General features: G+C 61.3%; 13 protein-coding genes and 1 other RNA gene. All 14 read right to left on the bottom strand.

Translation table 11 applies throughout. The annotated features are described in order from the left end of the window. Complete coding sequence (locus PMI26_RS21030) at positions 1-984, bottom strand: D-alanine--D-alanine ligase (RefSeq protein WP_007972609.1); 984 nt, start codon at positions 982-984, stop codon at positions 1-3. Beyond that, positions 981-2,441, bottom strand: a complete 1,461-nt coding sequence (murC, locus tag PMI26_RS21035; RefSeq protein WP_007972608.1) for a UDP-N-acetylmuramate--L-alanine ligase — start codon at positions 2,439-2,441, stop codon at positions 981-983. Before murC ends, PMI26_RS21030 begins: the two co-directional genes overlap by 4 nt. Then, a complete protein-coding gene (gene murG, locus PMI26_RS21040; protein ID WP_007972606.1) occupies positions 2,434-3,504 on the bottom strand; it encodes an undecaprenyldiphospho-muramoylpentapeptide beta-N-acetylglucosaminyltransferase in 1,071 nt (356 codons plus the stop codon). Before murG ends, murC begins: the two co-directional genes overlap by 8 nt. Continuing rightward, positions 3,494-4,711 carry a putative lipid II flippase FtsW gene (gene ftsW, locus PMI26_RS21045; RefSeq protein WP_007972603.1) on the bottom strand — a complete coding sequence of 406 codons (1,218 nt, stop codon included), beginning with the start codon at positions 4,709-4,711 and terminating at the stop codon, positions 3,494-3,496. Before ftsW ends, murG begins: the two co-directional genes overlap by 11 nt. Continuing rightward, entirely contained in the window at positions 4,708-6,054 is a 1,347-nt protein-coding gene (gene murD, locus PMI26_RS21050; RefSeq protein WP_007972601.1) for a UDP-N-acetylmuramoyl-L-alanine--D-glutamate ligase, read from the bottom strand. Before murD ends, ftsW begins: the two co-directional genes overlap by 4 nt. Positions 6,055-6,060: 6 nt before the next feature. Then, positions 6,061-7,143, bottom strand: a complete 1,083-nt coding sequence (mraY, locus tag PMI26_RS21055; protein WP_007972599.1) for a phospho-N-acetylmuramoyl-pentapeptide-transferase — start codon at positions 7,141-7,143, stop codon at positions 6,061-6,063. Continuing rightward, positions 7,143-8,510 carry a UDP-N-acetylmuramoyl-tripeptide--D-alanyl-D-alanine ligase gene (locus tag PMI26_RS21060; protein WP_007972597.1) on the bottom strand — a complete coding sequence of 456 codons (1,368 nt, stop codon included), beginning with the start codon at positions 8,508-8,510 and terminating at the stop codon, positions 7,143-7,145. Before PMI26_RS21060 ends, mraY begins: the two co-directional genes overlap by 1 nt. Further along, positions 8,503-9,966: a UDP-N-acetylmuramoyl-L-alanyl-D-glutamate--2,6-diaminopimelate ligase gene (locus PMI26_RS21065; RefSeq protein WP_007972595.1), complete on the bottom strand. Its 1,464-nt coding sequence runs from the start codon at positions 9,964-9,966 to the stop codon at positions 8,503-8,505. Before PMI26_RS21065 ends, PMI26_RS21060 begins: the two co-directional genes overlap by 8 nt. Beyond that, positions 9,966-11,705: a peptidoglycan D,D-transpeptidase FtsI family protein gene (locus PMI26_RS21070; RefSeq protein ID WP_177323526.1), complete on the bottom strand. Its 1,740-nt coding sequence runs from the start codon at positions 11,703-11,705 to the stop codon at positions 9,966-9,968. Before PMI26_RS21070 ends, PMI26_RS21065 begins: the two co-directional genes overlap by 1 nt. Continuing rightward, the gene (ftsL, locus tag PMI26_RS21075; RefSeq protein WP_033047641.1) at positions 11,705-11,998 is read right to left on the bottom strand and encodes a cell division protein FtsL; all 294 of its coding nucleotides are present in this window, start codon (positions 11,996-11,998) and stop codon (positions 11,705-11,707) included. Before ftsL ends, PMI26_RS21070 begins: the two co-directional genes overlap by 1 nt. Next, entirely contained in the window at positions 11,995-12,942 is a 948-nt protein-coding gene (gene rsmH / locus PMI26_RS21080) for a 16S rRNA (cytosine(1402)-N(4))-methyltransferase RsmH (RefSeq protein ID WP_007972589.1), read from the bottom strand. The genes ftsL and rsmH overlap by 4 nt, the downstream gene beginning before the upstream one ends. Then, on the bottom strand, positions 12,939-13,394 hold the full coding sequence (gene mraZ / locus PMI26_RS21085) for a division/cell wall cluster transcriptional repressor MraZ (RefSeq protein ID WP_007917012.1): 456 nt from the start codon (positions 13,392-13,394) through the stop codon (positions 12,939-12,941). Before mraZ ends, rsmH begins: the two co-directional genes overlap by 4 nt. 448 nt (positions 13,395-13,842) lie before the next feature. Beyond that, positions 13,843-14,196: RNase P RNA component class A (gene rnpB, locus PMI26_RS30080), an RNA gene on the bottom strand. A 75-nt stretch (positions 14,197-14,271) separates the two neighbouring features. Next, positions 14,272-15,177, bottom strand: a complete 906-nt coding sequence (rsmI, locus tag PMI26_RS21090; protein ID WP_162130270.1) for a 16S rRNA (cytidine(1402)-2'-O)-methyltransferase — start codon at positions 15,175-15,177, stop codon at positions 14,272-14,274. Positions 15,178-15,204: the final 27 nt, after the last annotated feature.

Genomic DNA, 15,204 nt, shown 5'->3' with positions numbered 1-15,204 from the left:
TTAACCTCTCGTCGACTCTTGGTGACCGGCAGCATTGCCGGCAACGCTCTCGGCCAGAATGGCCAGGACCAGTTGCTGGAAATCCAGACCGGCGGCACGGGCCGCCATCGGCACCAGGCTGTGATCGGTCATGCCCGGTGCGGTGTTGACTTCCAGGAACCAGAACTGCCCTTCGGCGTCCTGCATCACGTCTGCCCTGCCCCAACCGGCGATACCCAGCGCTTCACAGGCTTTCGCCGTGAGTTCCATGAGTTCCTGTTCCTTGACGCTGTCCAGACCGCACGGAATGCGGTACTGGGTATCGTTGGCGATGTACTTGGCGTCGTAGTCGTAGAAGCTGTGCGTCGTGCCCAGGGCAATCGGAGGCAACACCTGGTCACGCAGGGTGGCGATGGTGAACTCCGGACCGTGAATCCATTGCTCGACCAACACTTGCGAATCGTAGGTACTGGCCGCTTTCCATGCGTCGATCAATTCGGACGCGGAACTCACTTTGGCCATACCGATACTTGAACCTTCATGGGCCGGTTTGACGATCAAAGGGAAGCCCAGTTCCGTCGCTGCCGAAATACAATCGGCCTCGCTGCAAAGGACTGCGTGACGTGGCGTCGGAATGCCCAGGCTGTGCCAGACCTGCTTGGTGCGCAGTTTGTCCATCGCCAGGGCCGACGCCAGGATGCCGCTGCCGGTGTACGGAATGCCCAGGCATTCGAGCAGGCCCTGCATGCTGCCGTCTTCACCGCCACGACCGTGAAGGATGATGAAGGCGCGGTCGATCTTTTCGCTCTGCAGACGCTGCAGCAGGTCATCGCCCACGTCGAGGCCGAACGCGTCGACACCGGCGCTAAGCAGCGCGTCGAGAACCGCGTTGCCCGACTTCAGGGACACCTCGCGCTCGGCACTCTTGCCGCCGAACAGCACGGCGACGCGGCCGAAGTCTTTCGGCGCGATCGTGGAGAACAGGTTGGCGTAGGCAGCAGTCATTTCAACTTCCCCTTCTCCGGTGCGGCAACGGCACCGGCGAACAACTCGCTTTTCAACAGTTTTGGTGCGAGACCGCCGATATCACCGGCGCCCTGGCACAGCAGGATGTCGCCGGCACGCAGCAGCGGCTTGACCACTGGCGCGAGGTCGACACCACGCTCGATGTAGATCGGGTCGAGCTGGCCACGCTGACGGATGCTGTTGCACAGTTTGCGGCTGTCGGCTCCCGGAATCGGCTCTTCGCCGGCCGGATAGACTTCCATCAGCAGCAGCACGTTGGCGTCGGCCAGTACATTGACGAAATCGTCGTACAGGTCACGGGTGCGGCTGTAGCGGTGCGGCTGGTAGACCATCACCAGGCGGCGCTCCGGCCAGCCACCGCGTACGGCCTTGATCACGGCCGCGACTTCGGTCGGGTGGTGACCGTAGTCGTCGACCAGCATCACGTTGCCGTCGTCCACCGGCAGTTCGCCGTAGACCTGGAACCGTCGGCCGACACCCTGGAAGCCGGACAGGCCCTGGACGATGGCTTCATCGCTGACGCCTTCGTCGGTGGCGATGCAGATGGTCGCCAGTGCATTCAATACGTTGTGGTTGCCCGGCATGTTCACCGACACATCCAGCGGCTCGCGGTCAGGGCGCAGCACGGTGAAGAAGGTCTGCATGCCTTGCTGGCGCACGTTGATGGCGCGCACGTCGCAGTCTTCGCCGAAGCCGTAGGTCACGGTCGGACGCTTGACCTGCGGGAGGATTTCACGCACCACCGGATCGTCCAGGCACACCACCGCGAGACCGTAGAACGGCAGGTTGTGCAGGAATTCGACGAAGGTTTTCTTCAGCTTGTTGAAGTCACCGTCGTAGGTCGCCATGTGATCGGCGTCGATGTTGGTGACCACAGCCACCAGCGGCTGCAAGTGCAGGAAGCTGGCATCGCTTTCGTCGGCCTCGGCGATCAGGTAGCGGCTGGTGCCAAGCTGGGCATTGGTGCCCGCGGCATTCAGGCGGCCACCGATCACGAACGTCGGGTCCAGGCCACCGGCCGCGAACACCGAGGCGATCAGGCTGGTGGTGGTGGTTTTGCCGTGGGTACCGGCAACGGCGATACCGTGGCGATAACGCATCAGCTCAGCCAGCATTTCGGCACGCGGCACCACTGGGATACGGCGTTCCAGCGCGGTAGCGACTTCCGGGTTGGACGTGTTCACGGCACTCGACACCACCAGTACGTCGGCAGCGGCGGCGTTCTCGGCGCGGTGGCCGATGAAGATCTGCGCGCCAAAGGACTCCAGACGCTCAGTCACCGGCGAAGCCTTCAGGTCGGAACCGGATACGGCATACCCCAGGTTCAGCAACACTTCGGCGATCCCGCACATGCCCACACCGCCGATTCCGACGAAGTGGATGCGACGGATGCGGCGCATTTCCGGTTGTGGCATGGCTTTCTGACTCTCAACCATGGGCCACCTCCAGGCAGCTATCGACGACGTTACGGGTGGCATCGGGTTTGGCGAGGCGGCGTGCCGCGGTAGCCATTTCGTTGAGTCGTTGTGGTTGCATCAGGACCTCTGTCAGGCGAGCGGCAAGATCCGCTGCACCAGTCGTTCTTTGTGGCATCAGGAAGGCTGCGCCTTCACGGGCCAAATATTCGGCGTTGCGGGTCTGGTGATCGTCGATGGCATGGGGCAAAGGCACCAGCATCGAGGGCAGACCGGCGGCGGCCAGTTCACTGATGGTCAGCGCGCCTGCGCGACAGACCACCAGGTCGGCCCAGCTGTAGGCTTGGGCCATGTCTTTGATGAAGGGCTGCACCTGCGCCTCGACGTCAGCCGCGCGATAGCGCTCTGCAGTCACTTCATCATGGTTTTTGCCGGCCTGATGGAACACTTCCGGACGCAAGTCGGCAGCGACTTGCGACAGGGCTTCAGGCAGCAACTTGTTCAACGGCTCTGCGCCAAGGCTTCCGCCCAGGATCAGCAAACGCGCCTTGCGACCGGCCAGGGCAGGTCGCGATGTATCGAGGAACAGCTCGGTGCGCACCGGGTTACCGGTGGTCCGGCGGCTGTCCGACAGGGTAAAGGTGTCGGGGAACGCTTCACAGACTCGGGCGGCCAACGGCACCAGCAACCGATTGGCGGTACCGGCTACGGCGTTCTGCTCGTGAACGATCACCGGCACACCGACCAGTTTGGCTGCGACCCCGCCAGGGCCGGTCACAAAGCCACCAAAGCCCACGACGCAGACTGGTTGCAGACGACGAATGATCGCCCGTGCCTGCCAGACCGACTTGAACAACATGAACGGTGCCTTGAGCAGGGACAATTTGCCCTTGCCCCGCAGACCGCTGGCGTTGATCCGGTGCAATTCGATGCCGGCTGCCGGCACCAGATCGTTCTCGATGCCACGCGGGGTACCAAGCCAGTGCACGGTATAGCCGCGCGCCTGGAATTCGCGGGCACAGGCCAGCGCCGGGAACACGTGGCCACCGGTGCCGCCAGCCATGATCATCACGTTAGCGCCCATGGTGCGGCTCCTCGGCGAAGTCGCTCTCATGGAACTCCATCTCCTCGCTGCCCAGGTGGGTACGACTCTCCCACTCGATGCGCAGCAACAAGCCGAGGCAGGCGCAGCAGATCACCAACGAACTGCCGCCGTAACTGAGGAACGGCAGGGTCAGACCCTTGGTCGGCAACAGGCCGACGTTCACGCCGATGTTGATCAGGAACTGGCCGATCCACAGGAACGACAGACCGTAGGCAACATAGGCGGCGAAGAACTGCTTGGCCTTCTCGGCCCACAATCCGATGTACATACCGCGAATACACACGAAGACGAACAGTGCCACGGTGCACAACGAGCCCACTGCGCCCAGCTCTTCGGCCAGGACCGAGAACACGAAGTCAGTGTGGGCTTCCGGCAGGTAGAACTGTTTCTGCACGCTGTTGCCCAGGCCAACGCCCAGCCATTCGCCGCGACCGAAAGCGATCAATGCCTGGGACAACTGATAACCGGCACCGAACTGGTCGGCCCACGGATCGGCGAAGTTGGTCAGACGCGCCATTCGATAGGGCTGCATTTGAATCAACAGCACCACCGCGCCGACAGCCAGCACCACCATCAGGGAAAAACGGAACAGCCCCACGCCGCCAAGGAACAGCATCGCCGCCGCGGCCCCCATCATCACGACGGTGGCACCGAAGTCCGGCTCCATCAGCAGCAGGCCTGCCATCGGCAGCAGCACGATGAACGGCTTGAAGAAGCCCATCCAGCTTTCACGCACTTCTTTCTGGCGACGCACCAGATATCCGGCGAGGTAGATCACCACGAACACCTTGGCGATCTCGGAAGGCTGGACGTTGAAGAAACTGAAACCGATCCAGCGCATCGAGCCGTTAACCTCGCGGCCGATCCCTGGAATGATCACCATCACCAGCAAGCCGAACGCCCCCAGCAGCATCAGCCAACCCAGGCGTTGCCAAGTGGCAATCGGGATCATCATGGTAACAATGCAGGCACCCAGGCCCAGCACCACGTAAATAAGGTGGCGGATCATGTAATACAGCGCGCTGCCCGACTGCACGGCCGCCACTTCGGTCGATGCCGAGGCAATCATGATCAGCCCCAGGCCGAGCAGCGTCAGGCAACCGGCGAGCATCGGGAAGTCGAGGTCGATACCGCGCCCGGTGATGAGCGGCGATGGATACGGCTTGATGATGCCTTTGAGGCTCATGCCAGATCCTCCACGGCTTGGACGAACTGGTGACCACGGTCTTCGTAGTTCTTGAACATGTCGAAGCTGGCGCAGGCTGGCGACAGCAGCACCACGTCGCCCGGCTGGGCGGCGGCGCGGCATTGTTCGACGGCTTCGACCAGGGAAGCGACACGGATCAGCGGAACGGCGTCGCCAATGGCCTCGCCGATCTTGTCGGAGTCGCGGCCCATCAACACCACGGCGCGGCAGTTGGCCGCCACCGGATCGCGCAGGTCCTTGAACTCGGCGCCCTTGCCGTCACCGCCGGCGATCAGCACGACCTTGCCGTCGATGTCCGCACCCAGGCCTTCGATGGCGGCCAGTGCAGCACCGACGTTGGTAGCCTTGGAGTCGTTGTAGTAGCCCACGCCATCGAGGTCGCGGACCCATTGGCAGCGATGCTCGAGACCGGCGAAGGTGCGCAGGCTCGACAGCATGGCGTCGAACGGCAAGCCGACCGCATGGCCCAAGGCCAGGGCCGCCAGGGCGTTGGACTGGTTGTGGGCACCACGAATCTTCAATTCGCGCACCGGCATCAGGTTCTGGAATTCGAAGGCCAGGTATTTCTCGCCGTCTTCTTCACGGATGCCGAAGGCTTTGAAATCCGGTTTGCTCAGGCCGAAGGTCCAGCACGGCTGGCCCTCGCCCATCAACGGACGGCTCAGGGCATCCTGGCGATTGACCACGAACTGTCTGGCACCACGGAAGATCCGGTGTTTGGCCAGGTGATAGGCCGGCAGACCGCTGTAACGGTCCATGTGGTCTTCGCTGACGTTGAGCACGGTCGCCACTTCGGCGTTGAGTTGATCGGTGGTTTCCAGCTGGAAACTCGACAACTCCATCACGTACAGCTCGACGTCGTCGTGCAGCAGATCCAGCGCCGGTGTGCCGAGGTTACCGCCGACGGCCACTCGCTTGCCCGCCGCCGCCGCCATTTCGCCGACCAGGGTGGTGACGGTGCTTTTCGCGTTGGAACCGCTGATGGCCACGATCGGCGCCTTCGCGTTACGCGCGAACAGCTCGATGTCACCGGACAATTTCACGCCACGTGCGGCGGCGGCCTGCAGGGCCGGGGTCGCCAGCGCCAGACCGGGGCTCACGTAGAGTTCGTCGGCGCGGCACAGGAATTCGACGTCCAGCTCGCCACAACGCACTTCCACGTGCGGATAGTCACGCTTGAGCGTGGCCAGTTCCGGTGGATATTCCCGCGTATCGGCCACGGCAAACGCCACGCCCCGGTTCGCCAGGAAGCGAACCAGGGACATGCCGCTCTTGCCGAGGCCGACAACGATGCGGAAGTGGTCAGAAGCGATCAGAGACACGAGTTTCTACCTCAGCTTCAGGGTGGCAAGGCCGATCAGCACGAGAATCACGGTGATGATCCAGAAACGAACGATCACACGTGGCTCGGGCCAACCCTTGAGTTCAAAGTGGTGGTGAATCGGCGCCATGCGGAATACGCGGCGACCGGTCAGCTTAAAGGAGGCAACCTGAATGACCACTGACAGGGTTTCCATCACGAACACGCCGCCCATGATGAACAGGACGATTTCCTGACGGACGATCACTGCGATGGTGCCCAAGGCCGCGCCCAGTGCCAGTGCGCCGACGTCGCCCATGAAGACTTGTGCCGGATAGGTGTTGAACCACAGGAAGCCCAGGCCGGCGCCGATCAGTGCGCCGCAGAACACGATCAGTTCGCCCGCGCCCGGTACATAAGGAATCAGCAGGTATTCGGCGAATTTCACGTTACCCGACAGGTAGCAGAAGATGCCCAGGCCGCCGCCCACCATCACAGTCGGCATGATCGCCAGGCCGTCGAGACCGTCGGTCAGGTTGACCGCGTTGCTCGAACCGACAATCACGAAATAGGTCAGCACGATGAAACCGGCACCCAGCGCAATGCTGTAGTCCTTGAGCATCGGCAGGATCAGTGTGGTTTCCACCGGCGTGGAGGCGGTCATATAAAGAAAGATCGCGGCGCCCAGGCCGAACACCGATTGCCAGAAATACTTCCAGCGGCTTGGCAAGCCACGGGAGTTTTTCTCGATCACCTTGCGGTAGTCGTCGACCCAGCCGATGGCGCCGAACAGCAGGGTCACCAGCAACACGACCCAGACGTAACGGTTGCTCAGGTCAGCCCACAGCAGGGTGCTGACACCGATGGACGACAGGATCAGCGCGCCGCCCATGGTCGGTGTGCCCGACTTGGACAGGTGCGACTGCGGGCCGTCGTTGCGAACGGACTGGCCGATCTGACGGTTCTGCAAAGTGCGGATCATCCACGGGCCGTAGCACAGGGACAAGACCAGCGCGGTCAGTACACCGAGAATCCCGCGCAGGGTCAGGTACTGGAAGACCGCGAAGCCTTTGTAGAACTGTTGCAGATACTCCGCTAGCAGCAGCAGCATTAATGTTTCTCCAGGCTGGACCCGCACAAGGCGGCGACGACGTTTTCCATCGCAGCGCTGCGCGACCCCTTGATCAAAATGGTGGTGTTTGTGTCTTGCTCGGAGCCCAGGGCATTGATCAGTTCAGCCTGCGTGCTGAAGTGAAAAGCCTCTGGACCGAATGCGTTCACGGCGTGAGCCATCATTGGCCCGACGGCGTACAGCGCAGAAACCTTGCCGCGGGCGTATTCGCCCACGTCGCGGTGCCCCTGCTCCGCCCATTCGCCCAACTCGCCGATATCCCCGAGCACCAGGACGGTGCGACCGGAAAAGCCGGCCAGTATATCAACGGCAGCGCACATGGAGGTGGGGTTGGCGTTGTAAGTGTCATCGATCACGCGCATGCCATTGCTGGCCAATTGCGCGACGGTACGACCCTTGACCGGTTGCACCGCGCCGAGACCGGTGGCGATACCGAACAGCGACACACCCAGGGCATGGGCGGCAGCGGCGGCGGCCATGGCATTGGCGACGTTATGGGTGCCGAGCAGGTTCAGTTGAACGCGCTCTACACCTTCAGGGCTGTGCAGATTGAATGCCGGGCAGCCACGGGCATCGGTGGTCAGATCACTGGCGTAGAAATCGGCGCTGGTGTTGCTCAACGCAAACGTCAGCACTTTGCGATCACCGGCACGCGTCTTCCAGATACCGAATGCCTTGTCGTCGAGATTGAGCACTGCGACACCATCGGCCTCCAGCCCTTCGATGATCTCGCCCTTGGCTTCGACGATTTTTTCCAGGCCACCGAACTCGCCGACGTGGGCGGTCCCGGCATTGTTGAGAATGGCCACGTGCGGTTTGGTCAGGCCAACGGTGTAAGCAATTTCGCCAAGGCGCGAAGCACCGAGTTCGATCACTGCCGCCGTATGCTCCGGCGCCAGTTCGAGCAGGGTCAGCGGCACGCCGAGATCGTTGTTCAGGTTGCCACGGGTCGCCAGTACCGGGCCACGGGTGCGCAGGATGCTCGCAAGCATTTCCTTGACCGTGGTCTTGCCGCTCGAACCGGTGACTGCCGCGACCGGATGGGTGTAGGCGGCGCGATTGAGCGCACCCAACTGCCCGAGGGCCTGGCGAGTATCGCTGACCAGCAACTGCGGCAATGTGCTGTCGGCGACTTCGCGTTCGACCAGCGCGGCCACGGCGCCCTTGGCAGCGACTTCATTCAGATAATCATGACCATCGAAGCGCGGACCGGTCAGGGCAATAAACAGCTGACCCGGCTTGATGGCGCGGCTGTCGATGCTGACGCCGTCGAAACTGGCATCGGTCGACACCAGGCGAGCATTCAGCGCGCCGGTCAGTTCGCTCAGTTGCAAGGCCTTAAGCATGGGCCACCTCCCATGCAGTCAAGGCATGATCGGCCTCGACCAGATCGGAAAAGGCATGACGCTCGCCATTGATTTCCTGATAGTCCTCGTGACCTTTACCGGCCAGGACAATCACGTCATCCACCGAGGCACTGGCGATCAAACGGGCAATCGCCTGACCGCGACCGGCAACGAACTCCACTTTATCCACAGCCGTGAAACCGGCGCGGATGTCATCGAAAATCACCGATGGATCTTCAGTGCGCGGGTTGTCGTCGGTCACCAGCACGCCATCGGCCAGGCGCTCGACCACTTCGGCCATCAACGGACGCTTGCCGCGATCGCGGTCACCGCCACAGCCGAACAGGCAGAGCAATCGGCCCTTGGCGTGTGGACGCAGGGCCGTCAGGACTTTTTCCAGGGCATCCGGGGTGTGGGCGTAATCGACCACCACCAGCGGTTGAGTGCCGCCGCCGAGGCGCTGCATGCGACCGGCCGGGCCTTCGAGTTTCGGCAGCACCTTGAGAATTTCGTCCAGTGCGTAATCCAGGCCAAGCAAGGCGCCAACCGCGGCGAGCACGTTGCTCAGGTTGAAACGGCCGAGCAAGGTACTGCGCAGATGGTGTTCACCCTGCGGCGTGACCAGCGTGGCGCGCACGCCTTCGTCGTCGAACTGCGCTTCACGGCAATAGAGGTAGGCACTGCTGTCGAGCAGGCTGTAGGTGATCAACCGCGATTCACGTTTTTCAGCAGCCAGTTGCCGACCAAAGTCGTCGTCGAGGTTAACCACCCGGCATTTCAGATCGTTCCAGGCGAACAGCCTGGCCTTGGCTTCGCCGTAGGCCTGCATGGTGCCGTGGTAATCCAGGTGATCGCGAGACAGGTTGGTCATCACCGCCACGTCGAAGGCCAGTGCCGTCACGCGGCCCTGGTCCAGACCATGGGAAGAGACTTCCATCGCCACGGCTTTGGCACCGGCCTTTTTCAGGTCGCCCAGCGTTGCTTGCATGGCAATCGGGTTCGGCGTGGTGTGCAGGCCGCTTTCCAGTGCGCCGTAGAAACCGCAACCCAGGGTGCCGACGATGCCGCAGTGCTGGCCAAGCAGATCCAGCGCCTGGGCAACCAGTTGAGTGACACTGGTCTTGCCGTTGGTGCCGGTCACGCCGATCAGGTTCAGATGATGGCTTGGCTCGCCATAAAAACGTCCGGCGATGTCCGACAGCTGAGCGGCCAGCCCTTTGACCGGAATCAAGGGAACCTCGGTGATGGGTAGCACAGTGGCGCCTTCCACCTCATAGGCCACTGCCGCCGCACCGCGTTGCAAGGCGTCGGCAATGTGCGCACGCCCATCGAACTTCCCGCCAGGCACGGCGAGGAACAGATCGCCCGCGCGCACGTTGCGGCTGTCCAGGGCGAGCTCGCGAATCAGTAGATCGTGGCCGGCGTGAGGGAAAATCTTGTTCAGGCTCAGAGACATCAGCCGCGCCCTCCATTGGCTTTCAGCGGAACGACCGGTGTTGCGTTCGCTTGTTGAGTAGGTGGCAGGTTGTCCGGCGTGATGTTCATCAGGCGCAGAGTGCCCGACATCACGCGGCTGAACACCGGCGCGGATACCAGGCCGCCGAAGTAACCGGCTTTGGTCGGTTCATCGATGACCACCACTATGGCGTAGCGTGGATCGCTCATCGGGCCGAAACCGGCGAACAGCGAACGGTAGGAGTTCTCGGCATAACCCTTGGTGCCGACCGAAGTTTTACGCGCAGTACCCGACTTGCCGCCCACGTGATACGCCGGCACCTGCGCGCGGAACACACCGCGCGGGGCCTCGATCACTTGCTGCAGCATGCCTTGCATGGTTTTCGCCACGGCCTCCGGCAGCACCTGGGTGGTTTGCGGTGCCTTGTCGGTCTTGATCAGGGTCAGCGGCGCGAGGCGGCCGTTGTTGGCCAGGGCCGAGAAGGCGTGAACCAACTGGATCGCGGTCACGGAAATACCGTAGCCATAGGACAGCGTGGCGGTTTCCGCCTTGCGCCATTCGCGGTAGTTCGGCAGGTTGCCGACGCGCTCGCCCGGGAAGCCCAGACCGGTGTCCTGGCCGAGGCCGACTTTCTGCGCCAGACGGAAAATGGTTTCGCCGCCGATATCGAACGCGACCTTGCTCATCCCCACGTTACTGGAGTTGATCAGGATGCCGGTCAGGTCGAGCACCGGGCCTTCGGTCTTGGATACGTCCTTGATGGTGTACTTGCCAATCTGCAAGGAGCCCGGATACACCTCGACGGTGTCGCTCGGTTTCCAGCGACCGGTTTCGATGGCGGCGCTCATCGAGATCGCTTTCATGGTCGAACCCGGCTCGAACACGTCGATCATCGCGCGGTTACGCATCATCGCCGGTTGCAGGTTGCGACGGTTGTTCGGGTTGTAGGTCGGCTGGTTGACCATCGCGAGAATCTCGCCGGTCTTCACGTCCATGATCACCAGGCTGCCGGCCTTGGCGCCGTTCTCGATGATCGCGTTGCGCAATTCGCGGTTGGCCAGGTATTGCAGGCGCAGGTCAATGGACAACGCCAAGGGCTTGCCGGCCTTGGCGTTTTTGGTGACCTGGACATCCTTGATCAGCCGGCCGCGCCGGTCCTTGATCACCTGACGCTTGCCGGGGACCCCGGCCAGCCATTCGTCGTAGGCCAGTTCGACGCCTTCACGACCGTGATCGTCGATGTCGGTAAACCCGACCATATGGGCGGTGACTTCGCCGGCAGGATAAAAGCGCCGGAACTCTTCGATGCCATAGACACCCGGCACTTTCAGATCGAGTACAGCCTGGCCCTGCTCCGGGGTCAGCCCGCGCACCAGATAAATGAATTCCTTGTTGGCCTGGGCTTCGAGTCGTTCGGCCAGGGCTTTCGGGTCCTGCCCCAAGGCAGCCGCCAGCGCCGGCCACTTTTCTTTGGCCGTTTGCATTTCCTTGGCATTGGCCCATAGGGTGGTGACCGGAGTACTCACGGCCAAAGGCTCGCCGTTACGGTCGGTGATCAGACCACGGTGAGCCGGAATCGGAATATGACGAACACTGCGGGCATCGCCCTGACCTTTAAGGAAGGCACGGTCGACCACTTGCAAATCGATGATGCGCCAGGCAATCGCAGCTACCATGATGCCGAGCAAGCCCAGCACCACACGGAACCGCCAAGGAAAGAGTGCACCTTCGAGTTTCATCATGGCGCCACCATCTTCACGTCAGCGGCACCGGGGATGTGCATTTTCAATTGTTCGGTGGCCAGCACTTCGATACGGCTGTGGGCGGTCCAGGTGCTCTGCTCCAGAATCAACCGCCCCCACTCCGCCTGCGCCTTGTCGCGCACGCTCAATTCGCTGTACAGCGAATTCAATAGCTGACGATTCCAGTGCGCGCTGTAAGACACGCCGATGGCCGAAACGAGCACGCCGACAAACAGCAGCAGCATGAAAAAGCTTCCGCCGGGCAATGGCTTGGCGAAAAGCTTGCTCACCGCAGCTTCTCCGCCACACGCATGACAGCGCTTCGCGAACGTGGGTTGGCTTTGAGTTCGGCGTCGGAGGCCGTCTGCGCTTTGCCATGGACTTTGATTTTCGGTTCGAAGGCGACATGCCGAACCGGCAGGTTGCGCGGCAGGTTGTCGGCTTCGCCTTTCACCAGCTTGCGCATGAACAGTTTGACGATACGGTCTTCCAGCGAATGGAAGCTGATCACCACCAGGCGACCGCCCACTTCCAGGCACTCCAGCGCGGCTTCGAGACCGGTTTCCAGATCACCCAGTTCGTTGTTGACGTGAATGCGCAGGCCCTGGAACGCGCGGGTGGCGGGGTTCTTGCCCTTTTCCCATGCCGGGTTGGCGACCTTCAGGACTTCTGCCAGGTCACCGGTGCGTTCGAATGGCTTGATGTCGCGGCGCTCGGCCACGGCACGGGCCATGCGGCCGGAGAAACGCTCTTCGCCGTATTCCTTGAATACTCGGGCGATCTCTTCCACGGGCGCGGTGTTGACGAATTCGGCAGCGCTGATGCCACGGGACGGATCCATGCGCATGTCCAGCGGGCCGTCGTTGAGGAAGCTGAAACCGCGCTCAGGATCGTCGAGCTGTGGCGAAGACACGCCCAGATCCAGCAGAACGCCGCTGACCTTGCCGGCCAGACCGCGCTCGGCGACTTCCGAACCGAGCTCGGCAAAGCTGCGCTGCACAACGACAAAGCGGCCGTCTTCGGCCGCTAGCGTCTGCCCGGTGGCAATCGCTTGTGGATCTTTGTCGAATCCGAGCAGGCGACCATCGGGACCGAGCTGGCTGAGGATCAACCGGCTGTGTCCGCCGCGCCCGAACGTACCGTCCAGATAGCAGCCATCAGGACGTACGGCGAGAGCCTCGACGGCTTCGTCAAGCAGTACGGTGATGTGGTTAAAGCCGCTATCAATAGTCACAGGATCAAATCACGCAGTTCATCAGGCATCGCGCCCGGTTGTTGAATAGCAGCCAGGTCAGCGGCAGAAACCGCGTTCCAGGCATCCTCGTCCCACAATTGGAACTTGTTCAGTTGGCCTACCAACATCGCGCGCTTATCCAACTTGGCATATTCACGAAGACGCGGTGGAACCAGAAAACGACCACTGCCATCGAGCTCGAGATCGACGGCATTACCAATCAGTAAACGTTGCAGGCGGCGGTTCTCTTCGCGAAGCGAAGGCAGTGCGCGCAGTTTGGTTTCAATAATTTCCCACTCATCGAGGGGGTAAACACACAAACAAGGATCAACGGCATCAATTGTTACGATCAATTGACCGGAACTACGCGAATCGAGCTCGTCACGGTACCGGCTCGGCATGGCGAGACGGCCCTTTGCATCGAGACTGATAGCGTTGGCTCCGCGAAACACGTCAGCGTTTCTCCAAATTCTAGCGTTTTGAGCTCAAAAAACCCACTTCATGCCACTTTCCGCCACTTGCGCACACTATAGGAATGCGCCCACCACACCGTCAAGGCGCGGATTAAAGGAAAACCCTTACAGAACTGAGATTTAGGAGCATTAACGGAGGGGCAACGAGAATCCGGCACATGAAACTGCCCGATAACTTGAATCAGCACAGGAGGCTGCGTTCGGAAGTTAATGTAATTTATTAAGAGTAAGATTTTTTTGGTATTACAAAAGAGGTTCTGCGGATGAATGTGCAAGGAGGGAAACCGGTGCTGCGTGGAGTTTATGCGATCCCTACAAGCGCGGGCTAATCGATATCACAAAACCGCTTCTCCCGACGTTTGTGCAAGGAGGGAAATTGCTATCACTATCCCCCTTGCTCAATGATTTAAGCAGAGGGGAGAAAAAGGTGGAGAGTCGATCTGTAAGCCGGGTTCTGTCTTGAACAGTCATTCGTCTACGATGGCCATCACTGGACATCTTTAGCAACCTACCCGGTCCCAGCGCGGGCCACGCCTTGGGACCCTATTTGGTCTTGCTCCAAGTGGGGTTTACCTAGCCACGAACTGTTGCCAGACGTGCGGTGCGCTCTTACCGCACCTTTTCACCCTTACCGGCGCCGAAGCGCTTAGGCGGTTATTTTCTGTGGCACTTTCCGTAGGCTCACGCCTCCCAGGCATTACCTGGCACTTCGCCCTATGGAGCCCGGACTTTCCTCCCCCCCCTAATTTTCATAGAGGGCAGCGACTGTCCGATCGACTCTCCGCCGCGAAGGTTACCGGCAGAGCGCCCGAAGAACAAGCGTTAAGCGCCGGTGCGCACGCCTGCGCGTCGGGTTTTACTCGCCCTTCTGCTGATCCAGCGCGATCTGATACAGCACATTCTTTCGTTCGCCGGTGATTTGCGCCGCCAAAGCCGCCGCACGCTTGAGCGGCATCTCTTCGAGCAACAGGTTGAGGATGCGCATCGCCTCACTGCTGACAGCACCCTCCTCCTCGGGGGCAGACCAGCCCGCCACCAACACGACGCACTCGCCGCGCTGCTGATTGCTGTCCGACTCGACGAACTCGCGCAGCTCGGCCAGAGGCAGCCCCTTGAGGGTTTCAAAGGTCTTGGTCAGCTCACGGGCAAGCAGTGCCGGGCGCTCGGGGCCGAACACCAGCTCCATGTCTTGCAGGCATTCGAGGATGCGATGCGGGGCCTCATAGAAGATCAATGTGCGAGGTTCTTCCTTTACCTGTTCGAGGCGCGCTCGCCGCCCCACCGCCTTGGCCGGCAAAAAACCCTCGAAAATGAAACGATCGGATGGCAGCCCCGCCGCCGACAATGCTGCAATCAAGGCGCAGGCACCCGGAACGGGCACCACGTTGATACCTGCCGCGCGAGCCTGTCTTACCAGGTGATAACCCGGATCGGAAATCAGTGGCGTCCCGGCGTCAGAGATCAATGCCACGTTGTCACCGGCCAGCAGACGCGTGATAAAGCGACTACCTTCATCCCGCTCGTTGTGTTCATGACAGGCGGCCAGTGGCGTCGAAATGCCGAAGTGTTGCATCAAGCGCTGGGAATGACGGGTGTCTTCCGCGGCGATCAAGGCCACTTCACGCAGAATCTTCAGCGCCCGCGCACTGATGTCATCCAGGTTGCCGATGGGCGTCGCCACCACATAAAGCGAGCCAGCAGCGGAATTCAAAGCACCTGGAGCAGTCAAAGCGCACACCTCATGATCGGTAAAAGTCGCCATTGTAGCGCGTAGCGAGACTCACGATAC

The organism is Pseudomonas sp. GM33, from assembly GCF_000282295.1.
Lineage (GTDB): Bacteria > Pseudomonadota > Gammaproteobacteria > Pseudomonadales > Pseudomonadaceae > Aquipseudomonas > Aquipseudomonas laurylsulfatiphila.
The sequence above is the reverse complement of the archived record's forward strand: the minus strand, read 5'-3'. Positions and strand labels throughout refer to the sequence as shown.